The 12,972-nt window shown below is 72.5% G+C and carries 12 protein-coding genes; 8 read left to right on the top strand and 4 right to left on the bottom strand.

Going from position 1 to position 12,972, the window contains the following annotated elements:
- The first annotated feature begins 73 nt into the window (after nt 1–73).
- Nucleotides 74–844 carry an NAD(P)H-binding protein gene (locus tag ACQP2Y_RS09995; RefSeq protein ID WP_433726608.1) on the top strand — a complete coding sequence of 257 codons (771 nt, stop codon included), beginning with the start codon at nt 74–76 and terminating at the stop codon, nt 842–844.
- Here ACQP2Y_RS09995 and ACQP2Y_RS09990 read toward each other — a convergent pair whose 3' ends face one another.
- Nucleotides 845–1,768: a LysR family transcriptional regulator gene (locus ACQP2Y_RS09990; protein WP_433731873.1), complete on the bottom strand. Its 924-nt coding sequence runs from the start codon at nt 1,766–1,768 to the stop codon at nt 845–847.
- 197 nt (nt 1,769–1,965) lie between these two features.
- Between ACQP2Y_RS09990 and ACQP2Y_RS09985 the strand changes: the two genes are divergently transcribed.
- Genes ACQP2Y_RS09985 through ACQP2Y_RS09975 form a run of 3 tightly spaced genes read left to right on the top strand, consistent with a single transcriptional unit; the run spans nt 1,966 to nt 5,272 of the window.
- The gene (locus ACQP2Y_RS09985) at nt 1,966–2,598 is read left to right on the top strand and encodes a succinate dehydrogenase cytochrome b subunit (protein ID WP_433731871.1); all 633 of its coding nucleotides are present in this window, start codon (nt 1,966–1,968) and stop codon (nt 2,596–2,598) included.
- Between the two features lie 2 nt (nt 2,599–2,600).
- A complete protein-coding gene (locus tag ACQP2Y_RS09980) occupies nt 2,601–4,529 on the top strand; it encodes a fumarate reductase/succinate dehydrogenase flavoprotein subunit (protein WP_433726606.1) in 1,929 nt (642 codons plus the stop codon).
- Nucleotides 4,529–5,272, top strand: coding sequence for a succinate dehydrogenase/fumarate reductase iron-sulfur subunit (locus ACQP2Y_RS09975; RefSeq protein ID WP_360548086.1), 744 nt, complete (start codon nt 4,529–4,531; stop codon nt 5,270–5,272). Before ACQP2Y_RS09980 ends, ACQP2Y_RS09975 begins: the two co-directional genes overlap by 1 nt.
- A gap of 28 nt (nt 5,273–5,300) precedes the next feature.
- Here the strand turns inward: ACQP2Y_RS09975 and ACQP2Y_RS09970 are convergent, their stop codons facing one another.
- The 3 genes from ACQP2Y_RS09970 to ACQP2Y_RS09960 are packed head-to-tail and all read right to left on the bottom strand — an operon-like array spanning nt 5,301 to nt 9,530.
- Nucleotides 5,301–6,449, bottom strand: coding sequence for an alpha/beta hydrolase family protein (locus ACQP2Y_RS09970; RefSeq protein WP_433726604.1), 1,149 nt, complete (start codon nt 6,447–6,449; stop codon nt 5,301–5,303).
- A 22-nt stretch (nt 6,450–6,471) separates the two neighbouring features.
- Nucleotides 6,472–8,844, bottom strand: a complete 2,373-nt coding sequence (locus tag ACQP2Y_RS09965) for an ABC transporter permease (RefSeq protein WP_433726602.1) — start codon at nt 8,842–8,844, stop codon at nt 6,472–6,474.
- Nucleotides 8,841–9,530, bottom strand: a complete 690-nt coding sequence (locus ACQP2Y_RS09960) for an ABC transporter ATP-binding protein (protein ID WP_433726600.1) — start codon at nt 9,528–9,530, stop codon at nt 8,841–8,843. Before ACQP2Y_RS09960 ends, ACQP2Y_RS09965 begins: the two co-directional genes overlap by 4 nt.
- Nucleotides 9,531–9,747: 217 nt before the next feature.
- Between ACQP2Y_RS09960 and ACQP2Y_RS09955 the strand changes: the two genes are divergently transcribed.
- From ACQP2Y_RS09955 to ACQP2Y_RS09940, 4 genes are read left to right on the top strand one after another with little or no spacing between them, the layout of a single operon-like run.
- Nucleotides 9,748–11,067, top strand: a complete 1,320-nt coding sequence (locus ACQP2Y_RS09955; RefSeq protein ID WP_433726598.1) for a sensor histidine kinase — start codon at nt 9,748–9,750, stop codon at nt 11,065–11,067.
- A gap of 59 nt (nt 11,068–11,126) precedes the next feature.
- Nucleotides 11,127–11,723: a response regulator gene (locus ACQP2Y_RS09950; RefSeq protein ID WP_433731869.1), complete on the top strand. Its 597-nt coding sequence runs from the start codon at nt 11,127–11,129 to the stop codon at nt 11,721–11,723.
- On the top strand, nt 11,720–12,370 hold the full coding sequence (locus tag ACQP2Y_RS09945) for a uridine kinase (protein WP_433726596.1): 651 nt from the start codon (nt 11,720–11,722) through the stop codon (nt 12,368–12,370). Before ACQP2Y_RS09950 ends, ACQP2Y_RS09945 begins: the two co-directional genes overlap by 4 nt.
- Before the next feature lie 3 nt (nt 12,371–12,373).
- On the top strand, nt 12,374–12,964 hold the full coding sequence (locus tag ACQP2Y_RS09940; protein ID WP_433726594.1) for a cadmium resistance transporter: 591 nt from the start codon (nt 12,374–12,376) through the stop codon (nt 12,962–12,964).
- Nucleotides 12,965–12,972 lie beyond the last annotated feature (8 nt).

The raw sequence follows: 12,972 nt of genomic DNA, 5'->3' as shown, positions 1-12,972 counted from the left end.
TTGTATGAACTCCAAAATACTTTACTATGAGATTCATATCGTACGGCTGCCGAAGCGCCTTGAGGAGTCCGCCATGCTGCTGATCACCGGAGCGACAGGAAATGTGGGCCGCGAAGCGATGCGGCTGCTGGGCGACCGGGCCGCGGGACTGTCCCGGGACCCGGCCCGCAACACGCCCTTGGAGACGATCGCGCACGTCGAGGCCGTGCTCTACAGCCCTCGGGCGGCCACGCCGGAGCTGCTCACCCGGGCCGCCGAGCGCGGCGCCAAGCGGGTCGTCGTGCTGTCGGCGGCCACGGTGACGCACCCGGTCGGCGACCCCCGTTTCATCGCGGAGTTCACCGCGGCGGAGCAGGCGGCGCAGCGGTCGGGTCTGGAGTGGACGATCCTGCGGTGCACCGACTTCGCCGCCAACGCGCTGGCCTGGGCGCCGCAGCTCCGGCGGGGCGGGGTGGTGCGCGGGGCTCATGCGGCGGCGGTGACCTCGACGGTGGATGAGCGGGACGTCGCCGCGGTGGCCGTACGGGCGCTGCTGGAGCCGGAGCACGCCGGGCGGACGTACCTGCTCACCGGGCCGCAACCACTCACCCAGGCGGCCAAGGTCGACGCGATCGGCCGGGCCACCGGCCGGGAGCTGAGCTTCGCCGAGATCGCGCCGGAGCAGGCGCGCCAGGGCATGCTCGCCGCCGGCCTGCCGGCGGAGATCCCCGACCGTCTGCTGGGCTCGCTGGCCGACTATGCGCGCGCCCCGGGCCCGGCCTCGACGACGGTGGCTGATGTGCTCGGTCGGCCGGCCCGGACGTTCGCCGAATGGGCCACCGACCACGCCGAGCAGTTCCGCTGATCACAGGGGCTGGACGCCGAAAGGCAGCTCGCCCGTCGCGATGTGGTCCAGCAGCGTCGCGCGCAGCGCCTCTGCCGCGTGCGGGAGCACCGCCCGGCGCCGGTGCGCGAGCGCGATCGTGCGGCGCATCCCCGGCGGCGCCAGCGGCGTCGCCCGCAGCAGCGGCCGGTTGACCAGCACCATGCTCGGCACCAGTGCCACCCCGAGGCCGGCCTCCACGAAGGCCAGCACCGCGTCCATCTCGCCGCCCTCGACCGCGAAGCGCGGGGTGAAACCCGCACCCCGGCACGCCTCCAGGGTGACGTCGCGCAGGTCGTAGCCGGGCCGGAACATCACCAGCGGGGTGTCGCGCAGCTCGGTGAGGGCGAGCTGCCGGTTGGCCGTCGGCGGCGGTCCGGCGGCGACCGAGGCGACGACCAGGCTCTCGCGCAGCACCGGGGCCGCGTGCAGGGCCGGGTCGACGCCCTGCTCCGGGTGGACGATCAGCGCCAGGTCCAGGTCCCGGGCCAGCAGGTCGGTGATCAGGTCCTGCGAGCTGCCCTCGTTGACGTGCAGCTCGATGTCCGGGTGCTCGGTGCGGAACCGGCGCAGCACGGTCGGGACCAGCGACGAGCACAGGCTGGGGGTGGCGCCGACCCGGACCCGGCCGCGGCGCAGCCCGACGATCTCCTGCACCGCGTCGCGGGCGGCGTCCGCGTCGGCGACCATCCGGTGGGCGAGCGGCAGCAGGGTCTCGCCGGCGGCGGTGAGCGCGACTGCGCCCCGGACGCGTTCGAAGAGCGGCGCGCCGAGCGTCTCTTCGAGGGTGTGAATCTGCTTACTTAAAGTTGGCTGAGAGACGTTCAGCGAGTCAGCGGCTTGGGTGAAATGCCGGGTTTCTGCCACTGCTACGAAGTATCGGAGCTGTTGAAGCTGCACCTTGATAGCTTACGTCTATGACGACCCCGCCGATCATGCATTAGACGAATCGCCCGCGGCTTCCTAGCGTTCAGGGTGTGGCGGTAGACATCAGCACTCCAACTCCCCGGGCGACGGCCGAGCCGGCCCGCAAGACGCTGGCCGAGAAGCCGGCGCTCAAGCCGCGCCGGGGCGCGCGCTCCTCGCTGGCGTTGAAGATCCTCATGGCGGTCACCGGGCTGCTCCTCGTGGGCTTCCTGTACGCCCACATGATCGGCAACCTGAAGATCTTCTTCGGCGCCGACACCTTCGACCACTACGCGCACTGGCTGCGGACCATCGGCACGCCCCTGCTGCCCCAGGACTGGTACCTGTGGATCCAGCGTTCGGTGCTGACCTTCGCGGTCGTCGCGCACATCGTCGCGGCCACCATCCTGGCCCGCCGCGCCCGCAAGGCCCGGCCCGTGCGCTACGTGCACCGCCCCAAGGTCCAGGGCAGCTACGCGGCCCGGACGATGCGCTGGGGTGGCGTGATCATCCTGCTGTTCGTGATCTACCACATCCTCGACCTGACCACCGGCACGCTCAACCCGAACGGCAAGCCGGGTGAGCCGTACGCGAACGTCGCCGCCGACTTCGCGCCCGACCGCTGGTACGTGACGCTGTTCTACACGCTGTCCATCGTGGCCGTGGGCTTCCACCTGCGGCACGGCCTGTTCAGCGCGGTCCGCACGCTGGGCCAGCGCACCGCCCGCGGCGAGCGCATCGCCCGCGGCGCCGCGCTGCTGCTCTCCGTCGTCCTGGTGGTCGGCTACCTGTCGGTGCCGTTCGCCGTGCTCACCGGATTGGTGGACTGATCATGAATTTCTGGACCGAGGGCGAGTCCATCGCCGACCAGGCCGCTCCGGACGGGCCGATCGAGACCCGCTGGGAGCGCCGCAAGTTCTCCGCCAAGCTGGTCAACCCGGCCAACCGCCGCAAGCTGTCCGTCATCGTGGTCGGCACCGGCCTGGCCGGTGGCTCGGCCGCGGCGACGCTGGCCGAGGCCGGCTACAAGGTGCGCTCGTACTGCTACCAGGACAGCCCGCGGCGCGCGCACTCGATCGCCGCGCAGGGTGGCATCAACGCCGCCAAGAACTACCGCAACGACGGCGACTCGATCTACCGGCTGTTCTACGACACGGTCAAGGGCGGCGACTTCCGCGCCCGCGAGTCCAACGTGTACCGGCTGGCCGAGGTCAGCGTGAACATCATCGACCAGTGCGTGGCCCAGGGCGTGCCGTTCGCCCGCGAGTACGGCGGCCTGCTCGACAACCGGTCCTTCGGCGGCACCCAGGTGTCGCGCACCTTCTACGCGCGGGGGCAGACGGGTCAGCAGTTGCTGCTGGGCGCGTACCAGGCGATGGAGCGGCAGATCGGGCTGGGCAACATCGAGATGCACGCCCGGCACGAGATGCTCGAGCTGGTCGTGGTCGACGGCAAGGCCCGCGGCGTCGTGGTCCGCGACCTGGTCACCGGCGAGATCACCACCGACCTGGCCGACGCGGTCGTGCTGGCCTCCGGCGGCTACGGCAACGTCTTCTTCCTCTCCACCAACGCCAAGGGCTGCAACGTCACAGCATCCTGGCGGGCGCACCGCAAGGGCGCGCTGTTCGCCAACCCCTGCTACACGCAGATCCACCCGACGTGCATCCCCGAGTCCGGCTCGCACCAGTCCAAGCTGACGCTGATGTCGGAGTCGCTGCGCAACGACGGCCGGGTCTGGGTGCCGCTTTCCCATGGCGACTCCCGTAAACCGGGCGACATCCCGGAGGACGAGCGCGACTACTACCTGGAGCGCATCTACCCGTCCTTCGGCAACCTGGTCCCCCGTGACATCGCCTCACGTGCCGCGAAGAACGTCTGCGACGAGGGCCGCGGCGTCGGCCCCGGCGGGCTCGGTGTCTACCTCGACTTCGCGGACGCGATCGAGCGGCTGGGCCAGCCGGCCGTGGAGGCCAAGTACGGCAACCTCTTCGAGATGTACCAGCGCATCACCGGCGAGGACCCGTACCAGACGCCGATGCGGATCTACCCCGCCGTGCACTACACGATGGGCGGGCTCTGGGTCGACTACGACCTCCAGTCGACCATCCCAGGCTTGTTCGTGATCGGTGAGGCCAACTTCTCCGACCACGGCGCCAACCGGCTCGGCGCCTCCGCACTCATGCAGGGCCTGGCCGACGGCTACTTCGTGCTGCCGAACACGCTGAACAACTACCTCGCGTCCGGCCCGTTCGACAAGATCGACGAGTCGCACCCGGAGGTTGTCGCCGCCCGCGGCCAGGTCGAGGACCGCCTGGCCAGGCTGCTGGCCGTCGATGGCGATCGCACCGTGGACTCGTTCCACCGCGAGCTCGGCCACATCATGTGGGAGTACTGCGGCATGGAACGCACCGAGGAGGGCCTGACCAAGGCCATCGGCCTCATCCGCGGCCTGCGCGAGGAGTTCTGGCAGCGGGTCAAGGTGCCCGGCACCGGCGAGCAGCTCAACCAGAACCTGGAGAAGGCCGGCCGGGTCGCCGACTTCTTCGAGCTGGGCGAGCTGATGTGCATCGACGCGCTGCACCGCGCCGAGTCGGCCGGCGGTCACTTCCGCGCCGAGAGCCAGACCCCCGACGGCGAGGCGCTGCGCCACGACGACGAGTACAGCTACGTCGCGGCCTGGGAGTTCGGCGAGACGCCCGTGCTGCACAAGGAACAGCTCGACTTCGAATACGTTCACCCGAGCACCCGGAGCTACAAGTAATGGATATCCAGGTACGCGTGTGGCGCCAGCAGGGGCCGGCCGACAAGGGCCGCATGGTCACCTACGACGTCAAGGACATCTCCCCCGACGCCAGCTTCCTGGAGATGCTCGACGTCCTCAACGAGAAGCTCATCCTCGACGGTGACGACCCGGTGGCGTTCGACCACGATTGCCGCGAGGGCATCTGCGGCATGTGCGGCATGATGATCAACGGCGTGGCGCACGGCCCCGAGCGGGCCACCACCACCTGCCAGCTGCACATGCGGCACTTCAAGGACGGCGACACGATCGACGTCGAGCCGTGGCGCGCGGCCGCCTTCCCGGTGATCAAGGACCTGGTGGTCAACCGCAGCGCGTTCGACGAGATCATCCAGGCCGGCGGCTACATCACCGCGCCGACCGGCACCGCCCCGGACGCGCACGCCACCCCGGTGCCCAAGCCGGACGCGGACGCGGCCTTCGAGGCGGCCACCTGCATCGGCTGCGGCGCCTGCGTGGCGGCCTGCCCGAACGGCTCGTCGATGCTGTTCACCGCGGCCAAGGTGTCCCACCTGGGCCTGCTCCCCCAGGGCCAGCCGGAACGCGACAGCCGGGTCGTCGACATGCTGCAGGCCCAGGACGACGCGGGCTTCGGTGGCTGCACCAACATGGGCGAGTGCACCACGGTCTGTCCGAAGGGGATCCCGCTGACGCTGATCGGCCGCCTCAACAACGACTACCGCAAGGCCATCGGCAAGAAATAAACAGGGCGTCGCGCTACCCCTCCCTTTCTCAGCGCGCGGCGATGATCACTTCGGGGTAGCGCGGCGACGCCCGGTCCAGCAGCGGCTGCGGCCGGTGCCGCAGGTGCCGGTCGAAGAACGCCCGGTTGTACCGGCGGGTGAGCTCCAGCGAGCGGGTGCCCGTGATGGTCGCGCCCAGGTCGATGCCGAGCTGGTCGGCCAGCAGCGTCAGGTCGGTGAAGGACCCGTGCACGGCGCCGGCCACCACGATCCAGCGCCGCCAGCCGGTCAGCCGCTTCCAGTCGTCGTCCCACGAGACGTCCCGGCCGCCCGGTGAGTGCTCGGCCTGCGTACCGAGGAACAGGAACGGCCGGGACAGCCCGCCGGACGGGACGATGCCGCGCGTCGTGCCGTCCATGTCGATCCCCGCGTCGATGCGGGGGTCCCCGGCCATCGCCGCGATCGCGCTCGCCCCGCCGGCCGAGTGACCCGACATGGCGATCCGGGAGGCGTCGATCAGCGAGCTGCCCCGCCACGCCGGCTTCGGCCCGGTCAGCCGGTCGAGCACGAAGGAGACGTCGGCGGCCCGGCCCGCGTACAGCTTGCGGAAGAACGCGTCGTCCTCGGTGAGCTCGCACGCGGCGCAGGTGGCGATGCGGCCGCCGGGGAAGGTGACCGCGTACGTCTCGTGGGTGTGGTCGATCCCGGCCACGACGTAGCCGTGACTGGCCAGGTCCTCGGCCAGCCCGGTCAGCGTCCCGCGGGGCTGGGTGTAGCCGGGTGAGAGCACCACCAGGGGCAGGCTGTGGGCCCGGCCGGCGGGCCGCGCATCCGTGTACGCGTAGGTGCGGACCCGGCTCAGGGTGTCCGCCGGCAGGTCGGTGATCCGTTTGCCGGCCAGGTACAGCTCGGACTCCCGCGGTGACATGTACCGGGCGCGGCGCCCGCCCGGCCCAGCCGCCGGATACCAGACGGTGACCATGAGCTCGCGCGCGGCCGAGCCGGGCACCCACGGGTCCGGGCGGGACGTGTCGGTCAGGTGGATCGCGGCGGTGCCGACCGGCTGGTGGCCGGTCGGCCGGACCAGCTCCGGATGGGGGCCGGTCGGCCGGGCCAGCTGCGGCGTGTCCGCGGCCCGGGCCGGCGCCGGGGCCAGTAGTCCAACGGTGACAGCGAGGGCGGCACAGGCCAGTTTCATGTCGGCCCCTTTCCACGAGGAGTCATTCGGTGCGGAGTGCGGTGACCGTGCGGGTGCCGGCGGCCCAGCCGGCCGGGAGGAGCGCGCCGCCGATCGCGATGACCAGCCCGCCGAGGCCGAACAGCAGCAGCTCGGAGGAGCCGTAGACGTCGACGATGGCGGCGGGCAGGGTGAAGCCGGCGGTGCCACCCATGGCGCTGAGCACCGCACGCTGCAACGCGACCCCGACCGCCGCGCCGATCACGCCGCCGATGACGCCGGTGACCAGCACCGACGAGATGACCATCGTGGTCGTCTGCCGCGGCGTCATCCCGAGGGCCTTGTGCACACCGAGGTCGTGCACGCGCTCGCGGGTCTCCAGGACGACGACGTTCAGCACACCCAGGCCGGCCACGACCACCAGCAGGATGCTGAGCAGGGCGGTCAGCGTGTCGATGATGAGCACGAGCTCGTCGGTCTCGTGCTCGACGGTCCGGGCCTCCGCGCCGAGCGACCGCAGCGTCGTGTCCAGGGCGGAGGCGTACGCCGCTGTGTCGGTCCCGGGCCGGACGGAGACGAAGAAGGTCTCCGGCGCCAGTTCCGGCTCGGCGGCGCGCAGGGTCGCGAGGTCGGTGAGGATCTGCATGCCCCGGTCGTCGGTGTTGAACGCCTCGCCGACGATCCGGGCGGTGACGTCGGTGCCGTGGTCGGTGAGCACGACGGTGTCGCCGACCTTCTTGCCGGCGGCGGTCAGGAACGGGGTGGAGACCACGATCTGGCCCGGCCCGCTCAGCCAGCTCCCGGCGACCATCCGGTAGTAGCGGGCGCCGTCGGTGCCGGTCAGGGCGACGGTGGAGAGCGGACCGGTGATCCCGGCGACGGTCACCTCGGTCCGCGCCTGGCCCAGGTACCCGCCGGTCCCGGCCTGGGCGGTGATCGCCGCGACGACGCCGGCGGGGTCGGCCATCGGCCCCGGTCCGTCCGGCATCGGCTGCGGGCCCGGCCCGCCCGCCCCCGGTCCCGTCGCCGCCATCCGGGGCTCGATCCGCACGTCGGCGAGGTCCTCGGCCTCCTGGATCAGGCTCAGCGACGTGCCGAGACCCACGGCGAACGTCACGGCTGCGGTGCCGAAGGCGATCGCGGCGACGATGCCGGCCGAGCGCAGCGGCCGGGCGAACGGATGGGCGAGGCCGAGACTCAGCGGCCGGGGCACCGGGATCCGGCCGGTCAGCCGGGCCGCCCACTGACCGCGCCCGGGCCGGGGCGTACGGCCGACGGCGATCGCGTCGACACTGCGCAGCCGGCCGGCCCGCGCCGCGGCGGCCCAGGCGGTCAGCATCACCACGGCGAGCGCGCCCCCGGCCACCACCGCGTCGACCCACAGCGTCACCCCGTTGTCGGACGTGCCGTACAGCCGGTTGGTCTGGGCCAGGACCGGCAGGGTCAGCAGGTTCCCGGCGACGACCCCGAGCACGGTGCCGGCCGCGGCGGGGATCAGCGCCTGACCGAGGTACGCCCGGACGACCTGGGCCGGGGTGAAGCCCAGCGCCTTGAGGATGCCGATCCGGCGGGTGCCGGTGCTGACCGCCCCGGCGATCACGTTGCCGATGATGAGCACCGCCATCACCACGCCCAGCACCCCGAACGCGATCAGGAACGGCACCAGCAGCGCGGCCTGGCCGACGGCGCTCTGCCGGGTGGCCAGCCAGGACACGGCTCCGGTGAGAGCGCCGGCCGGCACCGTGGCGGCGATCGCGGTACGGGCGGCGTCGACCTGGGCCGTGGTGCCGGCGGCGGTGAGGCGGTAGAGCATCTGCCACCCGGCCGGGCCACGGTCGCCGGTCCAGGCGGTGACCTGCCCCGGAGTCACCCAGGCGTCGGCGGTCCGGCTGACCGAGCGGGCGATGCCGACCACGGTCACGTCGGGGCTGCCGGGCGGGTCGGCGACCGTCCACACCGTACCGATCTTGACCGGTGGTCCGCGGAAGCGGCTGTCCTCGGCCAGCACCAGCTCGCCGGGGGCCGTGGCCCAGCGGCCCGCGGTCAGGGTGACCCGGTCGACCGGGCCGTCCGCGGCGGACCGGCCGACGACATTCATCGGTGGCCGTGGGTGACCGCCCGGCCCCCGCGCGCTGATCTGGGTGGTGGGGAACGGTCCGGCCGCGGCGTCGATCCCGGCGGCCCCCGCGGACGCCGTCAGCTGCGCCACCGTCGCCTTGGCCGGGTCGAACTGGGCGGTCAGGTGTGCGCCCTGCTGCTGGCCGAAGGCCCGGTCGAACGGCGCCCGGGAGGCGACCAGCAGGGAGCCGCCGAGCACGGCCGAGGTCACCGCGATCAGCACGACCAGGGTGATCACCACGGTCTGGACCCGGTGGCGGCCCGCTCCGGCGCGGACCACCCGTCCCAGCGTGCTCATCGGACGGTCGCCGTCGTGTCCGCGGCCACCCGGCCGTCGCGGAGCTGCACCGTACGGGTGGCGCAGTTCTCGGCCAGCGCCAGGTCGTGCGTGACCAGAACGATCGTCTGACCGTCGGCGTGCAGCTCGTTGAGCAGCCGCTGGACCTCCTCGCCGGCGGCGGTGTCCAGGGCCCCGGTCGGCTCGTCGGCCAGCAGCAGCGCCGGCCGGTTCATCAGCGCGCGGGCCACGGCGACCCGCTGCCGTTCCCCGCCGGAGAGCCGCCCCGGGTACGCGGCCGCGTGCCGGTCGACGCCGAGCACGGTCAGCAGCTCGGTGGCCCGGCGCTGCGCGGCGGCGCGGGCCATCCCGGCGAGCTGGGCCGGCAGCATCACGTTGTCGGCGACGGTCAGGTCGTCGAGCAGGTTGAAGAACTGGAACACCAGGCCGATCCGGGCCCGCCGGTATCTGGCCGACGCCGCCTCGCCCAGCTTGTCCACGGCGACGCCGTCCACCGTGACCGTGCCGGTGCTCGGGCGGTCCAGCCCGGCGATGAGGTTGAGCAGCGTGGACTTGCCGCTGCCGGACGGGCCGAGGATCGCCACCGACTCCCCCGGCTGCACGGTCAGGGACAGCTCCCGCAACGCCGGCGGTCCGTCGTCGTAGCGTCGGGTCACGTCCCGCAGTTCGATCAACGGCGCACTCATGGTGGTCTCCTCGTCGGATGGCAAGCCGCAGACGGGCTCGGCGGCGTTGACGCTAGGTGCGGGCCCGGACCGGACACATCGCCGGCGGGAGGCATCTTCGGTACCGCAATGGGATGAGCCCGGCGCGGTGTCATCCCTGAGATGTAGGCGTGCGAGGTAGCGCGCACCCGTCCCGAGACGGATACCGCGGTGCCGCCACGGCGACGAGAATGAGCCGGTGACCGAACGTGCGCTGCTGGGCCGGCTGCGGGCCGGGGTACGGGCGCTGACCCGGCCGGCCGGCCCGCTGCCGCCGCTGTCGCTGCGGGGCCAGGTCTTCGATGCCGTGCTGGCGCTGGCCCTGAGCATCGCGGCGATCCAGGCCGGTGACGAGGGCATCCAGGAGCGGGTCGGGCTGGTCAACTGCCCGGTCCCATACCCCGGTCCCGGTCCGGTGCCGCGGTGCCAGCCGGTGTGGCCGCCGTTCCTGCCGGTCGACGACGGCCAGTCCGCCGGTCGGACGACCCTGCTGCTCCTGCTGGTGGTGCTGCCGCTGGTGTTCCGGCGCCGGTATCCGCTGGGCGTGCTGTGGGTCATGCTGGGCCTGGCCTCGGCGGTCAGTGACAATCCGGCGGCGTTGCGGCTGTCGTTCTTCGCCTGCGTCGTCGCGGGCTACACCGCCGCGGTGTTCAGCCCGTACCGGTTGCCCGCACTGGCCACCCTGCCGGTCGCGGCAGTGCTGCACAACACGTTGCAGTCGGACGCCAGCTCGGTGTCGGACAGCGCGGTGCCGTACCTGATCCTGCTGCCCATCGCCGTCGCGGCCGACGGCCTACGCCGGTGGAAACACCGCGCCGACGAGGGACAGGCGCGGATGGCGGTGATGGCGCACGAGCAGGCCGAGGCGGTGCGCCGGGCCACCGAGCACGAACGGGCGCGGATCGCCCGGGAGCTGCACGACGTGGTGACGCACAACGTCAGCGTGATGGTGATCCAGGCCGGCGGCGCCCGCAAGATCATGGACTCGGCGCCCGAGCAGGCGAAGGAGGCGCTGCTGGCGGTCGAGGCCAGCGGCCGGTCGGCGATGACCGAGCTGCGCCACGTGATGGGCCTGCTCACCATGCGGAGCGAGGGCCCGGAGCCGGCGAGCGACGCGGACCTGGCGCCGCAGCCTGGTCTCGACGGGCTCGACGGGCTCGTGCAGCGGATGCGCGACACCGGCGTGCCGATCGAGCTCACCCGCAGCGGGCACCGGATGCCGCTGCCGTCCGGGATCGAGCTCACGGTGTACCGGCTGGTGCAGGAGGCGCTGACGAACATCGTCAAGCACGCGGCCGGCGCCTCGGTGCGGGTGACGCTGGCCTACGGCGACGACGACGTGCAGGTCGAGGTGGCCGACACCGGTGGCCGGTCCGGCGCCGCGGCCGCCACGGGTGCCGGGCGGGGGCTGCTCGGCCTGCGCGAACGGCTCGCCGTCTACGGTGGGGTCCTGCAGGCGGGACCGCGGCTCAGCGGCGGATACCGCGTCCACGCCCGGATCCCGGTGGAGGTGTCGTGACCACGGCACTGCGGGTGGTGGTCGCCGACGACCAGGCGCTGGTCCGCGCCGGCTTCCGGATGATCCTCACGGCGGACGGCATCGAGGTGGTCGCCGAGGCGACGAACGGTGCCGAGGCGGTCGACGCGGTCCGCCGGCACCGGCCCGACGTGGTGCTGATGGACATCCGGATGCCCGAGATGGACGGGCTGGCGGCCACCCGGCAGATCCTCTCCGGCACCGGTGCGGCGCCGCGGGTCATCATGCTGACGACGTTCGACCTCGACCACTACGTGTACGCGGCGCTGACCGCCGGGGCCAGCGGCTTCCTGCTCAAGGACGTCACCCCCGAGCACCTGGTGAACGCCGTACGGCTGGTCCGCGACGGCGACGCGATGCTCGCGCCGGCGATCACCCGGCGGCTGGTCGAACGCTTCGCCCAGCGCGACGCCGACGTGCCGGTCGTGCACCGCGACCTGAGCGTCCTGACCCCGCGCGAGCTGGAAGTGCTCGGCCTGCTGGCGCACGGGCTGAGCAATTCCGAGCTGGCCGCCCGGCTGCACCTGTCGGAGGCGACGGTGAAGACCCACGTCGCCCGGATCCTGGCCAAGCTCGGGCTGCGGGACAGGGTCCAGGCCGTCGTCGTCGCGTACCGCACGGGCCTGGTCAATCCGTGACCCGAGGGCAGGTGATCGCCGAGGTCGCGGGCCGGATCCCAGCGGCGGCCGGCGCCGTGCGGGTCGCGGTGGACGGCGTCGACGGGGTCGGGAAGACCACGTTCGCCCGGGAGCTCTCCGCCGCGCTGCGCGCGCTGGGGCGGCCGGTCGTGCACGTGTCCGCCGACGGCTTCCATCAGGTACGGGCCGTCCGGCATCGGCGGGGGCGCACCTCACCCGAGGGCTTCTGGCTGGACTCGTATGACTGCCCGGCGCTGGTCTCCGACGTGCTGGCGCCGTTCGGGCCGGGTGGGGACCGGCGGTATCGCAGCGCCGTGCACGACGTCGCCACCGACGAGGTGCTGGCTCTGCCGTGGGTGCAAGCGCCGGCCGACGCCGTACTCGTGGTGGACGGCTTGTTCCTGCACCGCGACGAGCTGGCCGCCCACTGGGACTTCTCGATCTTCCTGACCGCGCCGTTCGCCGTCACCGCACAGCGGATGGCCCGGCGCGACGGCACCCACCCGGATCCGGACCATCCGAGCATGGCCCGGTACGTGCAGGGCCAGCGCCTGTACTTCGCCGCGTGCCGGCCGTGGGAGCGCGCCGATCTGGTGATCGACAACAGCGACATCGATCGGCCGACGCCGGTCGTGGAACAGAGGTAGAGCTTGCTGGGAACCATGCTCGCGGCGGCCGGGGTCTTCGCCGGCACCAACGTCGACGACCTCATCGTGCTGACCGTGCTGTTCCTCGCGGCCCGCGCGGCGGGCCGGCCACGGCCCTGGCAGATCTGGGCCGGGCAGTACGCCGGCATCACCGTGCTCGTGGCGGTCTCCGCGCTGGCCGCCCTGGGCCTGGCCCTGGTACCCGACGAGTGGGTCGGGCTGCTCGGCCTGGTCCCGATCGCGCTCGGCGTCCGCGGGCTGATCGGCGCGGCCCGCGGCGGTGCTGACGACGACTCCCCGGTGGCGGCCGGGAACGCGCTTGCGGTGGCCGGCGTGACCATCGCGAATGGCGCCGACAACATCGCGGTCTACACGCCGATGTTCCGCACGCTGGGAGCCGGCGGCAGTGTCGTGGTGGTGCTGGTCTTCGCGGTGCTGGTCGCGGTGTGGTGCGCGGCGGCGTCCTGGCTCGGCTCGCACCGCCGGATCATCGAACTGGTCCGCCGGCACGGGCACTGGCTGGTGCCGCTGGTCTTCATCACCATCGGCCTGGTGATCCTCATCGAGTCGGGCGTGCTGAGCCGCCTGTTCTGAACAGCGGC

Origin of the sequence: Actinoplanes sp. CA-051413, from assembly GCF_050955795.1 — a bacterium.
Lineage (GTDB): Bacteria > Actinomycetota > Actinomycetes > Mycobacteriales > Micromonosporaceae > Actinoplanes.
This window is presented reverse-complemented; position numbering and strand designations above follow the sequence as displayed.